The organism is Mucilaginibacter sp., from assembly GCF_965200995.1.
Lineage (GTDB): Bacteria > Bacteroidota > Bacteroidia > Sphingobacteriales > Sphingobacteriaceae > Mucilaginibacter.
Genome location: NZ_OZ241743.1, coordinates 2766133 through 2781397, shown reverse-complemented (window position 1 = coordinate 2781397; position 15265 = coordinate 2766133). Strand labels below are relative to the sequence as shown.

13 protein-coding genes are annotated in these 15265 nt (G+C 45.7%); 6 read left to right on the top strand and 7 right to left on the bottom strand.

The annotated features are described in order from the left end of the window. Positions 1-48 precede the first annotated feature (48 nt). The 3 genes from ACY652_RS12860 to ACY652_RS12850 all read left to right on the top strand — a co-directional run bounded on the left by ACY652_RS12860 (position 49) and on the right by ACY652_RS12850 (position 2525). A complete protein-coding gene (locus ACY652_RS12860; RefSeq protein ID WP_462264779.1) occupies positions 49-495 on the top strand; it encodes a hypothetical protein in 447 nt (148 codons plus the stop codon). 121 nt (positions 496-616) lie between these two features. Then, positions 617-1171, top strand: a complete 555-nt coding sequence (locus ACY652_RS12855) for an RNA polymerase sigma factor (RefSeq protein ID WP_462264778.1) — start codon at positions 617-619, stop codon at positions 1169-1171. Next, the gene (locus ACY652_RS12850) at positions 1164-2525 is read left to right on the top strand and encodes a hypothetical protein (protein WP_462264777.1); all 1362 of its coding nucleotides are present in this window, start codon (positions 1164-1166) and stop codon (positions 2523-2525) included. Before ACY652_RS12855 ends, ACY652_RS12850 begins: the two co-directional genes overlap by 8 nt. Positions 2526-2635: 110 nt before the next feature. Here ACY652_RS12850 and ACY652_RS12845 read toward each other — a convergent pair whose 3' ends face one another. The 7 genes from ACY652_RS12845 to purH form a co-directional block, all read right to left on the bottom strand. Beyond that, on the bottom strand, positions 2636-3850 hold the full coding sequence (locus ACY652_RS12845) for an ABC transporter permease (protein ID WP_462264776.1): 1215 nt from the start codon (positions 3848-3850) through the stop codon (positions 2636-2638). Positions 3851-3929: 79 nt separating this feature from the next. Beyond that, positions 3930-5201 (bottom strand): rod shape-determining protein RodA, encoded by a 1272-nt coding sequence (gene rodA, locus ACY652_RS12840; RefSeq protein WP_462264775.1) that lies wholly within the window; start codon positions 5199-5201, stop codon positions 3930-3932. Continuing rightward, on the bottom strand, positions 5194-7194 hold the full coding sequence (gene mrdA, locus ACY652_RS12835; RefSeq protein WP_462264774.1) for a penicillin-binding protein 2: 2001 nt from the start codon (positions 7192-7194) through the stop codon (positions 5194-5196). The genes rodA and mrdA overlap by 8 nt, the downstream gene beginning before the upstream one ends. Further along, positions 7191-7709 carry a rod shape-determining protein MreD gene (locus tag ACY652_RS12830; protein WP_462264773.1) on the bottom strand — a complete coding sequence of 173 codons (519 nt, stop codon included), beginning with the start codon at positions 7707-7709 and terminating at the stop codon, positions 7191-7193. Before ACY652_RS12830 ends, mrdA begins: the two co-directional genes overlap by 4 nt. After that, positions 7687-8535, bottom strand: coding sequence for a rod shape-determining protein MreC (gene mreC / locus ACY652_RS12825; RefSeq protein ID WP_462264772.1), 849 nt, complete (start codon positions 8533-8535; stop codon positions 7687-7689). The genes ACY652_RS12830 and mreC overlap by 23 nt, the downstream gene beginning before the upstream one ends. A 106-nt stretch (positions 8536-8641) precedes the next feature. Then, the gene (locus ACY652_RS12820; RefSeq protein ID WP_460679378.1) at positions 8642-9664 is read right to left on the bottom strand and encodes a rod shape-determining protein; all 1023 of its coding nucleotides are present in this window, start codon (positions 9662-9664) and stop codon (positions 8642-8644) included. Positions 9665-9779: 115 nt separating this feature from the next. Continuing rightward, positions 9780-11306 carry a bifunctional phosphoribosylaminoimidazolecarboxamide formyltransferase/IMP cyclohydrolase gene (gene purH / locus ACY652_RS12815; protein WP_462264771.1) on the bottom strand — a complete coding sequence of 509 codons (1527 nt, stop codon included), beginning with the start codon at positions 11304-11306 and terminating at the stop codon, positions 9780-9782. 134 nt (positions 11307-11440) lie between these two features. Here purH and ACY652_RS12810 point away from each other — a divergent pair, with 134 nt between their 5' ends. The 3 genes from ACY652_RS12810 (at position 11441) to ACY652_RS12800 (ending at position 15261) form a co-directional block, all read left to right on the top strand. Continuing rightward, positions 11441-11815 carry a hypothetical protein gene (locus ACY652_RS12810; protein WP_462264770.1) on the top strand — a complete coding sequence of 125 codons (375 nt, stop codon included), beginning with the start codon at positions 11441-11443 and terminating at the stop codon, positions 11813-11815. A gap of 159 nt (positions 11816-11974) precedes the next feature. Further along, on the top strand, positions 11975-14143 hold the full coding sequence (locus ACY652_RS12805) for a TonB-dependent siderophore receptor (RefSeq protein WP_462264769.1): 2169 nt from the start codon (positions 11975-11977) through the stop codon (positions 14141-14143). Positions 14144-14154: 11 nt separating this feature from the next. Further along, the gene (locus ACY652_RS12800) at positions 14155-15261 is read left to right on the top strand and encodes a PepSY-associated TM helix domain-containing protein (RefSeq protein ID WP_462264768.1); all 1107 of its coding nucleotides are present in this window, start codon (positions 14155-14157) and stop codon (positions 15259-15261) included. The last annotated feature ends 4 nt before the right edge of the window (positions 15262-15265 follow it).

Sequence of the window (15265 nt, the reverse complement as noted above, 5' to 3'; positions counted from 1 at the left end):
TAGCGTTTGCCAGGTATCATGCGTAATACAATTATCAAAGATGAAAATATGAATAAAAAACTATTGCTATTATTGGCTATTCCTGTAACATTGGCAGCAAGTTGTATTAATAAAACGGCAGACACAGTAGCGCCTGTTGCACCAGATGGCACCTTTACCGGACAGTTCATGCGCCTGCGTAAACGTGTAGTAAACGCAGCTGTAAAAACAGATACCTTAAAAACCAATTTAACCCTTACCGTAAGCAGCAACGGCTACACTTATAAAATTACCAGTGATACTACCATTCATTCGGGTAGTAACGGCACGTACCTCTATGATGCTAATGGATACATCCGCTTTAATGATGCCACAGCCCCTAATTTAATTTCCGAGCCTGTTAAGCCTCACCTGGCAGGTACATACCAGTATGGTTACAATAGTACCCGGTTCATTATTCAGCGTGCTTATTCTGATACGCTGATTTTCAGGTACGATTTAACACGGGTGCCTTAATCGCGCTTTAACGCGGTGCTACAATACAGGTACACTGCTATAGGTTTCATAGCACAATTTCATGTATGGCAGTATAAAAATTAATAGGCTGCCATGCCTACCTTCTTATCCAGGCTTATTCATGCGCTTTAAGGCTCCTGTTAATGAGCAGCTAATTATCAGCGAATGTAAACGAGGCAATTTAAAACATCAGGAATTGCTTTACAAGCATTTCTATGGATTCGCCAAAGGAATCTGCCTGCGTTACAGCCTAAGTGAGGATGACGCATTTGAGGCGGTAAACGATGCCTTTATCAAAGTATTCAATGCCATATCCGGCTACAACGAGGCAAACCCGTTTAAAGCCTGGCTGCGCAGTATTATGGTAAACACCGCCATTGACCGTCGGCGTAAGGAGATGAAATATCACTTACAGGCGGATATTAACGATACAGCGCCCCTTATTGCCCCTGACCTGGTAATAAGCCAACTAAATGCACAGGATATACTTAGGCTGATGGAAACGCTGCCGCCGTTGCACCGTACAATTTTCAACCTGTATGAAATTGACGGTTACAGTCATGATGAGATCAGCGCTATGCTTAATGTACCGGCCAGCTCCTCGCGTGTTTACCTGAGCCGGGCGAAAGAGAAATTAAAAAACGCTTTACTATCAGAAACGCAAAAGCATGGATAAGCAGCCGGATAGAGATTTAAGCAATCACATCCAGCGGGTGTTTGATGAATTTGAAGTGCCGCAAGGCGCGGCTGATGCAGGCTGGGCTGCACTGCGCAAGCGTTACCCGGCACGTAAGCATCGGCCTGCCGCCTGGTGGTGGAGCAGTGCAGCGGCCATCCTGCTGCTTATCGGCCTGTGTATTTGGTTAAGTGAGCCTATGCGGCCATATCAAGATCAGCAAACAGGCAAGACGCCGGTTACAAGGAAGGTTATGCCGCCAAATACGCTAATTACCTATAGCAGGATCGACAAGATCCAACGCAGTGCCGGTTCCCTTTTAACAATTGTACATCCTGCCAACCCTGTTCCTGCACAGGGCGGGAAACCTGTTCTGTTATACAAAAAGACGCAGCCATCGCTGCCAACCGATACCGGCCGTGTAGTTACCGCCAATCCTTCTTTAAGTACAAATTCAAGTATACCTGCAATCCTCCCGGCAGACAGCAGTATACAACACAAAAACCTGTTTAATGCTTCACCTGTGCTAACGGATGTTCAATCAAGTAATATAACAAAAGAACAGCCGCTATATCAGGGTATGGAAAGAGTGTTTGCACGCGAGGCTGCAACAGCCGCCACCGGGACTGCCAATCCTTCCATAAAAACAGCAACATCCGCTCATAAGCGCATGGTGCTTAGTATTTATGCCGGCACCCACTTTAACTATGCCAGCGGCAGCAGTAATCAGCTCAATGCAGGTGCAGGGCTTAACTCGGATATCCGGCTGGTGAAAAAAATCTCTTTGGTAACCGGGATAGCCATAGCACAAAACCGGCTGCATTATGCCAATGAACCTGCACAGGGCAATATTTACGCCTCGGCCATAGCTGCGGCCACAGGGCAGCAAGGATTAAGCGACCTGGCGGTGAGCGCCTTTTTTTCCGGCTTTGCGCCACGTGCTGCAAGTACTACCCAACTCAAAGGGTACAATGCCAGTTTTACCGGGTTAGACATTCCGCTCAATATTAAATATGAATTTGATCCGGGTAAAAGCGACAGCTATATAGTGGCCGGTGTAAGCTCAGGTACGTTCATTAATGAAACATACAGATACGATTACAGCACTAACCTGCTTCCTTCGGAAAACCATACGGCCGAAACACAGGCCCGCTTTAGTACTTTTGATTTTGCCCGTACATTAAATGTAGCCCTTGGTATAGGCACGCCTGTAGGTAAAAGCAACCGCCTGATTATTGAACCGTTTCTTAAGTACCCGCTCAGTGGCCTGGGTTCGCAACAAATCAAGTTCGGGGCCACCGGTATAAATCTGAAATTCAGATTTTCATCAGGCAGACAGGCTGCATTTCAATAGGAGGTTAGCTTATTGTGGCCATATCTTTTCACGTAATAAGCTGTTGAAAAACACACTGATACAGTACAGATTAGCAGTAAGCTATTGTATTGGAAACACTTATTACTTACCTATTTAAATCTTATGGCCCTTACGGGTGAGATACGGGTAACCAGTGCAGATGGTATAAGCAGCACCAGCAGGCAAATCACCAGCGTACCAATGTTAAGTAAAATAACATCAACTACTTCCAGATCGATGGGTACAAACGTCATATAATAAGAAGCCTGATCCAGCTTTAATAAATGCGTGCTGGCCTGCAGATAGCCAAATCCCAGGCCCAGCAGGTTGCCCAGTACCATCCCCACACTAATCAGGAACAGGGCATTGTATAAAAAAATCTTCTGTATGCTCCAGTTGTCGGCACCCATAGCCTTAAACATACCGATCATGCTGGTACGCTCCAGTATCATGATCAGCAGTGCCGATACCATGTTTATTACGGCTACTACCAACATCAGAATCAGCATTACCTGGGTGTTAACATCCAGCCGCTTCAGCCACTCAAAAATGGTAGGATAACTATCTTCTACGGTAACAGAACGCAGCTGGGGCGGCATAAATTTACCCAGGGCATCATTTCCCTCATCCATATCCCTGAACTGGTCTACCTGCACTTCGTAGCCCCCTGTGCTGTTGATATTCCAGTTGTTCAGGTTCCTGACTACCGGCAGTTCACCGATTACAAATGTGCGGTCTACCTCATCTACACCTACATTAAAAATACCGCAGATGTGAAATTTACGGCGCTTTAAAGGTTCCTGCACAAAGTACATCAAAAAATCGTCTCCCAGTTTAAGTTTAAGCCGGGCAGCCGTGTAATTTGAGATCATAATTTCGTGCCTGGCCGGATTTTTAAAACTCAATACCTGGCCTTGCACCAGCGCCTGCCTGAAAAAGTTCCAGTTGTAGGTAGAGTCCACACCCTTAAGCACCACCCCCTCAATCTCGCCGTTTGCCTTCATAATACCTGCTTTAGTGGCATAAGGCATTACATGAGTAATGATGCTATTAGATTTTGCTCTTTTAACGAACTTCGGATCAATATCAAAAGGCGAGTTTTCGTAGGAATTATTAGAATCGAATTTAATGATCTGGATGTCGCCCGAAAAACCTCTTACCTTCTCCCTGATCTCCTGCTTAAAGCCTTTTACAATAGCTACCGAAACAATCATTACACCCAAACCCAGCATGATACCAATGATGGCAATACGTACAATCAGCTTGGAGAAGGTACGCTTGGAGTGGAGGGTAATGCGCCCGGCGATAAAGGAAGAAAAGCTCAAAGCTACAGGATTAGTGGTTTACCAAATATGATGATTTACCGGGGATTTTATTTGTTGCCCGGCACAAAAATAGTTTTCGCTACTGTGCCAGAAAACCCATACGGCTCGAATCCAGCTTTATCAGGATAAACAACAGTGCTGTAAAACTCCATAACGAGGAGCCGCCATAGCTGATAAACGGCAGCGGGATGCCAATTACCGGTACCAGCCCTATCGTCATACCGATGTTGATTACCACGTGAAAAAAAATGACGGAAGCGACGCCATAACCGTAGATACGGGTAAACGGCGCACGTTGACGCTCAGCTACCATAATAATGCGCATCAACAGAAACAGGTATAACCCTGTTACTACCACTGCCCCAGCGAAGCCCCACTCCTCGCCTACCGTACAAAAGATAAAATCGGTACTTTGTGCAGGTACAAAAGAATACTTGGTCTGCGTGCCCTGCAGATAGCCCTTACCCCATAATTTACCGGAGCCAATAGCAATTTTTGATTGATTTACATTATACCCGGCCCCGCGCAAATCTGATTTAATGCCTAACAATTCATCAATACGTGATTTCTGATGTTCTTTCAGTATATTATTGTAAATAAAGTTTACACTAAAAATAAAGGCTACACATAGCACCAAACCGCCCAGTGTAACCAGTATGAGCTGCCGGTAGCGGCGCAACAGATACATAACCACCAATGCTACCGCTACTAAACCTAAAATAAGGTATAACTGATTGACCAGCAAGGCGGCAATGAACAGCACTATAAACACTGCAATACCGATCAGAAAGTAAGGCGATATGCCCTCCCGGTAAAGCACAAAGATCAGTGAGCAGAATACCAGTGTAGAGCCGGTATCAGGCTGCAGCATAATGAGCAGCATAGGCAGGCCAATGATAGCTGCCGAAGTTAAAAACGATTTAAATTCTGTTACCTTGATGTTAGTACTGCTCAGGTAGCGGGCCAGCAGCAAACAAGTAGTAAACTTGGCAAATTCTGATGGCTGCAACCTAAAGCTGCCGATGGGTATCCAGGCCTGGTTACCGCCCACGTTGCGCCCTACCACCAAAACCACCAGTAACAACAGTACCGTGGCTACATAAAAGCCGGGGGCTAAGGCAACAAAAAAGCGGCTGTCGAGCAGGATAATGACCAAGCCTAATACCAGTGCAGATATAATAAAGATAAACTGCTTGCCATAATTGGTATCCATATCCAAAATGCTGGGATGCGCTTCGTCGAACACAGCTGCATGAATATTAAACCAGCCGATGGTACATAAAGCCAGGTACAGCAGCACCATCAACCAGTCGACATTAAAAAACAGGCTCCGCTGCGGATGATTATTCATCCCCTGTCCTTTCCAGCTTTGCGGTTAGCAGCCTGCGTTTATTGGTATCCGTTTTGCTTTTAGGTATGGCCGGTTTTAATGGTGCAGCGCCTTTAACTGAAGTATCTTTATTCTTCTGGTTGCTGTCAGTTGCATTAAGCGGGCCTCTTGCTCTTACCGGCGGTTTCCATCCCGGGGGAGGCGGCAACAGGTTGGCATTCATGATGTACTGAACTTGTGCTGCCGGTTTTGTAATTGTGTTACGTAAATATTTTTCTATAATATAACTGGCAATTGGTGCAGCCCAAGATGCCCCGTATCCGGCATTCTCTACCACCACTGCAATAGCAATTTTAGGATTAACCCTCGGTGCGAAGGCTACAAATACAGAGTGATTTTTGCCATGACTGTTTTGCACCGTACCGGTTTTGCCGCACATCACAATTCCGGGTATGGCAGCTTCACTCGCGGTACCGCGTTCTACTACCTGCTGCATACCATCAATTACCGGTTCAAAGTAATTGGAATCTATGCCCACATAATTCTTTTTTATATATTCAGTGCGGATAACATTTTTATCGCCGATGGCTTTAATTAAATGCGGTTTGTAAAAATATCCCCGGTTTGCAATAGTACACTCAATATTAGCCATCTGCAAAGGCGTGGCATTTAACTCTCCTTGTCCGATAGCTAATGACATTATAGTAGCGGCACGCCACTTGCTTTTGCCAAAGCGGTTATCGTAAAATAATGGATTTGGCACCAAGCCGCGGCGTTCGCTTGGTAAATCTACGTCCAGTTTTACGCCGAAGCCAAATTTGTTCACCCTTTGCTTCCAGGCCGCATAGGTAGCTTCTGTTTGTTTAGCACCATTGTGATTGATGAGCTGACTGAACACATTACAAAAATAAGTGTTACAGGATTGTGCAATTCCTTTTCTCAGATCGGTATTACCGTCAAAGTGCTCACATTTTACCCGGCTGCGGCCGTTTTGATAATAATGCGGGCAGAAGAAGGTAGTTTGTGGTGTAATGATACCTTCCTGCAGGGCAATAAGCGCATCCAAGGGCTTAAATGATGAACCAGGCGAATAATAAGCCTGTATAGGCCGTATAAACAGCGGATTATACGGATTTTTATACATTGCCGCCATGTTATTGCCACGCTCGCGCCCTACCAGTATATTAGGGTCATACGTGGGGCTGCTTACAAAGCAAAGTATCTCACCGGTAGAAGGCTCGATGGCTACGATACTGCCCACTTTATTTTGCATCAACTTTTCGCCCAGTTTTTGTATGCGGATATCCAACGATGATATCAGCCGCTCACCGGCCACCGCGGAGGTGTCAAAAGCGCCGTTGGCAAAACGCCCTTTGGTAACGTTCCGCGAGTTAACCATTACATTTTGTACGCCGCGCTGCCCCCTTAATACCGATTCGTAAGACTTTTCTACGCCCGAAACCCCAATCTGGTCACCGGGGTGATAATAGCCGCCCGACCGTTCAATGGCTTGCGGGCTGGCTTCACCTACATAGCCAAGAAATTGCGCCGCTATCGAATCGGGATAAACACGTTTGGTATTTGGCTGTACATAAAAGCCGGGAAATTCAAACAGCCTTTCCTGAAAGGCAGCATAGGTTTCCAACGACAATTGTTTTTCAAATACAGAAGGCCTTACCCGCGAGTTGGCAGCGGCCTTTGCAAATTGCTTGTGAAAACGCGCGGTATCAATATTCAGTAGCTTGCAGAACTCAAGCGTATCAAAGGGTTTTACCTGCCGCGGAACCACCATAATGTCATAAACCGGCTCGTTTTGTACCAGCACCTTGCCGTACCGGTCTAATATCGGTCCGCGGGCAGGATACAGAATAAATTGCCGCACCACATTATTCTTGGCATACTGGGAGTACTTATCATCCACAATCTGTATGTAGAACAGGCGGGATAACAACACTAAGACTATCGTAATAAATATACCGGCGATTACATAGCGCCTGATAAAAAAACTGTTCATTTACGTTCTTTTCTTCTATAAAACAAGAAGCTGGTAATCAATATCAAAAATATGGTAAAAACCGAACTCAGCAGAAAACGGATAAGCGTATATTGTATTTCAGAGAAACGAAATACTTCGAGGTTGAACAAGGCAAAATGGTGGAATAAGGTAAGCACCAGCACATAAGTAAAAAACCAGCGAAACCCCATATTACTCAGCGAGGGATTAGGCTCATTATCAAACCCGTCTTTTTGCACCGTAATACCAATAAACAGCACCCGCACCAATGCCAGCAGCGTACAAGCCGCAGCATGTAACCCCGGCGTATTGTAAAACATATCTATTGTTATACCCAGCAAAAAAGACAGCAGGAACAGCATAACATTGGGTGTTTCAAAAGGCAGCAGCAAAATAAACAGAATGTACAGGTATGGCGTTGTTAAGTTATATAACGCTATGTTTTTAAGCAGCAATACCTGCAAAAAAACCACTACCACGAACCGCAGTACATTATTCAGCAGAATTCTGGTCATTTTTTTGTTTTTGCGCTTCCAATGTTTGCTGTTCTAAGGCAAACTTGTTATTTATTACATATACATACTGCAGCTTGCTGAAATCAACAGCCAAGTTTACTTCCATATTTAAAAAGAATCCGCCCCCTTTTGCATGCAGGTTACTGATTTTACCAATTGGTATGCCTACAGGATATAAGGAGGTATTGGACGTAACCACAAGCTGGCCCAAACGCGGCCTGGCATGGTTAGGCACATCAATCAGCATTCCCCTGGTAGGGTTTAAATCATCACCCCATTGATAAAAGCCGGGATCGCGGCTGTCAGCCAGCATAGCGCTTACACGGGCATCTTTGTGCAGAAGGGTTTGAATAATAGCATAGTGGGCAGATACATACCGTACCAGGCCAACAACACCCACACTGCTGATAACGCCCATATCCTTCTGGATACCATCATTTGTACCCCGGCTAATGGTAATGTAATTATTACGCATGTTTACCGTGCTGTTAATTACTTTAGCGGGTATATAAGTATACTGCTGCCTGTAGTTGGTATCAATCACCGTTTGGCGGGTGCCGGTATCAACCAGAAAAGAGCTTTTCAACTGACCGCGTAAGCGGGCATTTTCAAGGGCAAGGCTATCATTTACTTGTTTTAAGGAAAGATAGCTATCCAACCGGTCGGCCTGGGTATAAATGTGGCTGGTTACCGTATTGGTAGTATTTATAAAAGTAGCTTTCTGAAACGAATTGTACTTTACATATATAATTAAGGCAACTACCTCAAAAATTACGAACAAAAAAAATGCGTTGTACTTGCTGATGAAAATTAACAGGTTACGCATGTGATGCTAATGATTGAATGATAGAAGTATTGAATGAATGAATGAATGATGAAATTACTGACGGCTATTCCTTCATTCACTCATTTCATCCTTCAATCATTACTGATTATTGCATTAAAAATTTATAGCTGCCAATGTTTTTAAGTGCAGTACCGGTACCGCGCACAACCGCACGCAACGGGTCTTCGGCCACATGTACAGGTAACTTGGTTTTAGCGGCCACACGTTTATCCAGCCCGCGCAGCAACGCACCGCCGCCGGTTAAATATATACCGGTCTGATAAATATCAGCCGACAATTCCGGCGGTGTAATTTCCAGCGCCTTTAATATTGCTTCCTCAATTTTAGAAATAGATTTGTCCAGGCAATGGGCTATCTCAGTATATGATACGGTGATCTGCTTGGGTACACCCGTCATCAGATCACGGCCCTGCACAGCAAAATCAGCCGGCGGGTCTACCAGTTCAGGTAAGGCAGCCCCCACTTCGATCTTAATTTTCTCGGCCGTACGGTCGCCTATCATGATATTATGCTGGCGGCGTATGTATTGCACAATGTCGGAGTCGAAATTGTCACCCGCTACACGGATGGATTGGTCGCACACAATACCGGATAGGGCAATTACAGCAATCTCGGTAGTACCACCGCCAATATCGATGATCATATTACCCATCGGCTCCTCTACATCAATGCCGATACCTACCGCAGCGGCCATAGGCTCATGGATGAGGTAAACTTCCTTAGCGCCTGCAATTTCCGCCGAATCGCGTACCGCACGTTTTTCCACCTCTGTTATACCGGAAGGAATACAGATCACCATGCGCAACGAAGGGAAGAACCAGCCCTTGCCCTTATTAATCATCTTGATCATGCCGCGTATCATGTGCTCGGCAGCATTAAAATCGGCAATTACGCCATCCTTGAGGGGGCGGATGGTTTTAATATTATCGTGTGTTTTACCTTCCATCTGCATGGCCTGCCGCCCAATGGCAATTACTTTGCCGGTGGTACGGTCAATGGCTACGATGGAGGGCTCGTCAACCACCACTTTATCATTATGTATAATGAGGGTATTTGCGGTACCTAAGTCAATAGCAATCTCTTGTGTGAAAAAGTTAAATAAACCCATTGAATGCGTTTTGGGGGATAATCTGCAAAGTTTATAAAAAATAAGTGTATTTATATAATACGCAACTGCTTTTAAAGCGATGGATTGCCGGTTTTATTGCATCAGCTTTAAAACATTAATGTTTAAAGTGCCTAACCCCTGTAGCTACCATAGCTATTCCTTTTTGGTTAGACATATCTACCGAATCCTGATCCTTGATAGAACCACCGGGCTGCAATACAGCCGTTATACCGGCATTGGCAGCAATCTCCACACAATCAGGGAAAGGGAAAAAGGCATCTGAAGCCATTACCGCACCATTTAAGTTAAATCCAAAAGCATTAGCCTTTTCAATGGCCTGCCGCAAGGCGTCCACCCGCGAGGTTTGGCCCACACCGCTGGCCAAGAGCTGGTTGTTTTTAGCCAGTACTACCGTATTAGATTTGGTATGTTTTACCACTTTATTAGCGAAAAATAAATCCTTCAACTCAGCTGCGGTAGGCTGCTTCTCGGTTACCGGTTTCATTTGCTCCGGGCCTTCTATTACATTATCCTTATCTTGTTCTATTACACCGTTCAGCAGCATTTTAAACTGCTTCACCGGCAGCTCTACTCCCTGCCGGATCAGAATAATACGGTTCTTTTTTTGCTGCAGTACCGCCAGCGCCTCATTAGTGTAAGCCGGTGCAATTAATACCTCAAAGAAAATCTTACTGATTTCAATTGCCGTTTCCTCATTGATCTCATCATTGGCTATGATTACGCCGCCAAAGGCCGAAACAGGGTCGCAGGCCAGCGCATCTACCCAAGCCTCTTTAATAAAGGAACGTGAGGCAATACCGCAGGCGTTGGTATGCTTCAATATAGCTACGGTAGGTTCAGTAAATTCGTCAATAAGCGCTACGGCAGCATCTACGTCTACTAAATTATTGTATGACAATTCTTTGCCATGTAATTTGGTAAACATTTCGTTCAAATCACCATAGAATACCCCTTTCTGGTGCGGGTTTTCGCCATAGCGCAACACCTGGCTGGTTTGTATGCTTTGCTTAAATACAGGCAGCTCTTCATCCTGGTTAAAGTAGTTGAAAATAGCCGTATCATAATTGGAACTGATATTGAATGCCTTTTGCGCAAAGCGGCGGCGTTGCTCCACCTTTATCTCACCGTTTTGTTGCTGCAACATCTGGGTAAGCTCCGGGTAATCATCCTTAGAAGCCACAATAGTTACATCCTTATAGTTTTTGGCCGCAGCGCGGATGAGGGATATGCCGCCGATGTCTATCTTTTCAATTACATCATCGTGCCCGGCACCAGATTTTACCGTTTCTTCAAACGGGTACAGATCCACAATTACCAGGTCAATCTGCGGAATATCGTACTGGTCGAGCTGCTGCTCGTCGCTTTCGAAATTTCGGCGCGCTAAAATACCGCCAAACACCTTTGGGTGCAGGGTTTTTACCCGCCCGCCCAATATGGAAGGATAGCCGGTTAAATCTTCTACCGCCACTACATCGGCACCCAAACTGCGTAAAAAGGTTTCGGTACCACCGGTAGAATAGATGCGTACGCCCAGGCGCATTAGTTCCTGAATAACAGGCGCTAAGTTGTCTTTATAATAGACTGAAACGAGGGCATTTTTTAATTGAACAGGCTGGCTCATGGGCGGCTTGATTTTAAGGCGCAAAGGTAGGCATTTATGCCGAAGGTTGAAAGTATTATAGGCGATGTACCGATTTGAGGTATAATATAGTTTTGAATAAAAACTTACCGGCTCTTTGTATACCTTTGCCCTGAATGTTAAACCGTTTATTAGCCATAAGCTTACTTTTAGCGCTGATCAGCTCCAACTGTTCGCGCTACTTTGTCTATGCCGGTTTTGAAGTCAACCAGGGCTATATTGCCAAAACGCTTTGCGAAAATAAGGCACGCCCCTGGATGCATTGTAACGGCCGCTGCTACCTGATAAAAAAGCTGAAGGAAGCCGGTGAAAAAGAAAAAAAGCAGGGGCGAGAGGATCAGAAGAACCAATATCAGGATGCTTTAATGCAGCCTTCCTTTACGCTGTGCTTTTATTCAGCATCCATTATCCTTCCCTATCAGCAAATCAGCGGTGCTGCCATTGTGCAGCGTTCGCTTACTATCTTTCAACCACCACGGGTAAACGCTTAATCTTTAATTCTTACATCCTGCCTTGCTCAGTCCTGAACCTGCGTTCAGTGCCGGGTGTTGTGATGTTTTTGTTACCGGCCTTACAGCCGGACAAATAGTTAAGCAAAAATTCAAGGCTGTGCTTATGGCATCGCCTGTTAATTTATTACCCCCTTATTTATGAAATCATTTTTACTACTGTCTTTTACGCTGCTGGGCATCAGCGCTGCAGCCCGGCACAGCACTGTACTTAAAACAGATACCTCCTTAAAAAAAGATACCACGCACACACTAAAGGAAGTTACTGTTTCCTCTAAATATTATAAACACTATAAGCATGACAAAACTTCAAACACACTTAAAGTAAATCACCCGCTGCTTACTTTCCCGCAAAACATTCAGGTGGTAGATCAAAGCATCATTGCCGACCAGCAAGCCATTAATATTAACGAGAGCGTAGTACGCAATGTAAGCGGCGCCTTCCGTAACAATACGGCCGATTATTACAGTTCGTTGATTTATATGAGAGGTGCAAGTATCAACCCGCTTCGCAACGGGCTTGATCTGTCTACCATCTATTACAACCCGATGCCCGAAGATGCTGCACTGATTGACAGGGGTGAATTTATTAAGGGCCCGGCAGGATTTATCAATTCTGTAGGCGATGCAGCCGGAAGCTATAACGTGCTAACCAAACAGCCTGACAGTATGCGTTTTAATCAGGTTGCCTTTACAACAGGCAGCTTTAACCTGTACCGCCTTACCGGCGACTTTGCCGGAACCGCCGGTAAAACCAGGCAATGGGAATACCGCCTGAACGTGGCAGGGCAAAAGTCCAAATCATTTCAACGTTATGCCTTTAATGATAAGCTGGTAGCAGACCCTGTGCTGCGATACAACATCAACAGCCATTCCTCTGTAACCAGCGAATATATCTACCAGGCGCAAAGCTTTGAGCAGTATCTGCTTACCGTGTTCTCGCCCTATGGTTTTGCCTCGCTGCCACGTGATTTCAGCATTGTTGACCCTAATAAAAAGCCGGTACATGCCAATGAGCACAACGCCTTTCTAACGTATTTTAACCAGCTGAACAGCAAATGGCAATTTACAGCCAAGGGTGGTTACCTGCGCGACCATGTGGATGGCAACTATTTTTTTGTATCCAGTTATAAGGTTAATGCACCTGCTGCTTTGCAGCGCAGGGTAACCTACGAGCGGTTTAATACAGATGCCTTAGCCTTACAAGCCTTTTTGAACGGTGAGATTAATACCGGTAAACTGACACATAAATTGTTGATCAGCGCAGATTTTAATGATAAAAATCTGCTGGCTTACTCTGGTTATAACGACAAAACGGCCAACCCGGCACTTTACCCGCTCGATGTGAACAACCCAATATATGGTATCAGTTTTGATGCTAACGAGCGTAGCGGAAAGCTGGATGATATAGCCACCAATCAATCATACATCAGATACTATGCGGCTTACCTGCAGGATGAGCTTAATTTGCTCAATGACAGGTTGAGGGTTACCATAGCTGCACGTTTAACCGGAGCCAACAGCACTGTAAAACTACCTGCGGCCAGCAGCGTAAAAAATACGGTAGTTACCCCACGCATCGGTTTAAGCTATTCATTGCTGAGCACGATGGCAGTGTATGCACTGTTTGATAATACCTTTACGCCGCAAAGCGGTATCAGCGCTGCCGGAGGTGCATTCTTACCATTACGCGGGCGCAATATCGAAGCCGGGATTAAAAAGGACTGGCTTGGCGGAAAGTGGAATACCACCGTATCTGTTTATACCATTAACCGCCGCAATTCTATTGTAACAGACCCAGCTACCCTACTGCAATCGCAGTTGGGTAAAACCCGCTCCAAAGGCATTGAGTTTGACCTGAAAGGTGAGGTAGTTAAAGGTCTGAATGCGGTTATCAATTACGCCTATACCGATTCTTATATAACCAAGGATGCAAACCAGGCACTGGTTGGGCTCCCTACACCCTACCGGATTAAGCATTTGCAAAACACCTGGTTAAATTACCGGCTGCCGCTGCAACGCCTCCACGGTTTCAGCGTTTCGGGCGGCTATCAGTTGCAGGCCGGGCGTTACGGGCGTTATCCGCAGGAAACCAATGTACGCCCGGCGCCGGTGTTCCGCCTGGATGGTGGCATAGGCTGGACGAACGGGCGGCTTGCGGTAAACGGCATCGTTAACAATATCCTGAACCGCTTCAATTATGGCAGCGCCTGGATTACACCGGTTGCCGCCAACCCAACCACCGGCGATTATGCCTATGTGCCTTACCCGCCGCGCGAGTTCAGGGCAACTGTAGCCTGCAGTTTTTAATATACACCGCAATGAGGTTAAAACGCAACTTTACCAAACTTGCCTTTCGGCTGCATGGCTGGCTGGGCCTTACGGCAGGATTCTTCTTCCTGCTGTTTGGCCTCACCGGCAGTATGCTGATGTTCCGGCATGAACTGGACCGCTGCTTCAACCCGGAAGTCCACCAGCTTAAGCCAGGCCGCCACCAGGTAACAGCAGATGAGATTTACCGGATGATTGTATGTACACATCCCAACCTGAAAAAGATCGTGCTCCATGATTTTCCTGCCGACCGGTATGACAGCTATGAGTTTATGGTTTATAAAAACCAGCAGCAGCTTACAGAAAATCATCTGTATTACATTGCAGTAAACCCCTATACCGGAACCATTATTAAGGAAGGGAACTACAGTGATATTTCACCGTCTTTCTTCCGATGGCTGTATTCATTTCATTATAGCCTGCAGGCCGGCACACCGGGAAAGGCTTTTACGGCCTTTGTTGGTTTATTGATGCTGTTTTCCCTGTTGACAGGCATCATTATTTACCGAAAGCATTTTTGGGATGCGCTGCGTTTTAAGGCCGGGCTGAACTTTAAAAACGGCAGGACAACCCTATCATCGCTGCACCGGATCATCGGGGTGTGGTCGATGCTGTTTACGGGTGCCTTGTTCTTTACCGGCTTTTGGATGAACAGAGAAAGCTTTGCGTCATCCGCATGGAAGCTTAACAAACCGCACAAGAACTATCTGGTGCCGGTAAATATCAACAGCCTGGTAAGCCATTCTGTGCGCACCGTAAAAGGCTTCAGGCCGATTGCGGTGGATATTCCGGCAGTGCAGGGGCAGGACGTTTTAGTAAAAGGCCAGATGCCCTCCACCACATTTGCGCTGCTACGGGGTAAAGCCAGTAGCTTTGCTTATGATGCCAAAACCGGAAGATTGAAGGCGATTACCATTGCCGACCAGCTACCATTTTCAAAACGGTTTGACCGCGAGGTTTACCAGCTACACATTGGCGGCTATGGCGGTACGGCATTGAAATGCCTTTATGTTTTGCTGGGCCTGCTGCCAGGTGTGCTTTCCGTTACCGGGGCTTGTTTATGGATGAAAAGGAAAAAAGTACATTTTAACCGTTAATAAT

Coding starts and splice junctions, on each gene's coding strand:
- ACY652_RS12860 (WP_462264779.1), top strand. CDS start 49: ATGAATAAAAAACTATTGCTATTATTGGCTATTCCTGTAACATTGGCA.
- ACY652_RS12855 (WP_462264778.1), top strand. CDS start 617: ATGCGCTTTAAGGCTCCTGTTAATGAGCAGCTAATTATCAGCGAATGT.
- ACY652_RS12850 (WP_462264777.1), top strand. CDS start 1,164: ATGGATAAGCAGCCGGATAGAGATTTAAGCAATCACATCCAGCGGGTG.
- rodA (WP_462264775.1), bottom strand. CDS start 5,201: ATGAATAATCATCCGCAGCGGAGCCTGTTTTTTAATGTCGACTGGTTG.
- mrdA (WP_462264774.1), bottom strand. CDS start 7,194: ATGAACAGTTTTTTTATCAGGCGCTATGTAATCGCCGGTATATTTATT.
- ACY652_RS12830 (WP_462264773.1), bottom strand. CDS start 7,709: ATGACCAGAATTCTGCTGAATAATGTACTGCGGTTCGTGGTAGTGGTT.
- mreC (WP_462264772.1), bottom strand. CDS start 8,535: ATGCGTAACCTGTTAATTTTCATCAGCAAGTACAACGCATTTTTTTTG.
- ACY652_RS12820 (WP_460679378.1), bottom strand. CDS start 9,664: ATGGGTTTATTTAACTTTTTCACACAAGAGATTGCTATTGACTTAGGT.
- purH (WP_462264771.1), bottom strand. CDS start 11,306: ATGAGCCAGCCTGTTCAATTAAAAAATGCCCTCGTTTCAGTCTATTAT.
- ACY652_RS12810 (WP_462264770.1), top strand. CDS start 11,441: ATGTTAAACCGTTTATTAGCCATAAGCTTACTTTTAGCGCTGATCAGC.
- ACY652_RS12805 (WP_462264769.1), top strand. CDS start 11,975: ATGAAATCATTTTTACTACTGTCTTTTACGCTGCTGGGCATCAGCGCT.
- ACY652_RS12800 (WP_462264768.1), top strand. CDS start 14,155: ATGAGGTTAAAACGCAACTTTACCAAACTTGCCTTTCGGCTGCATGGC.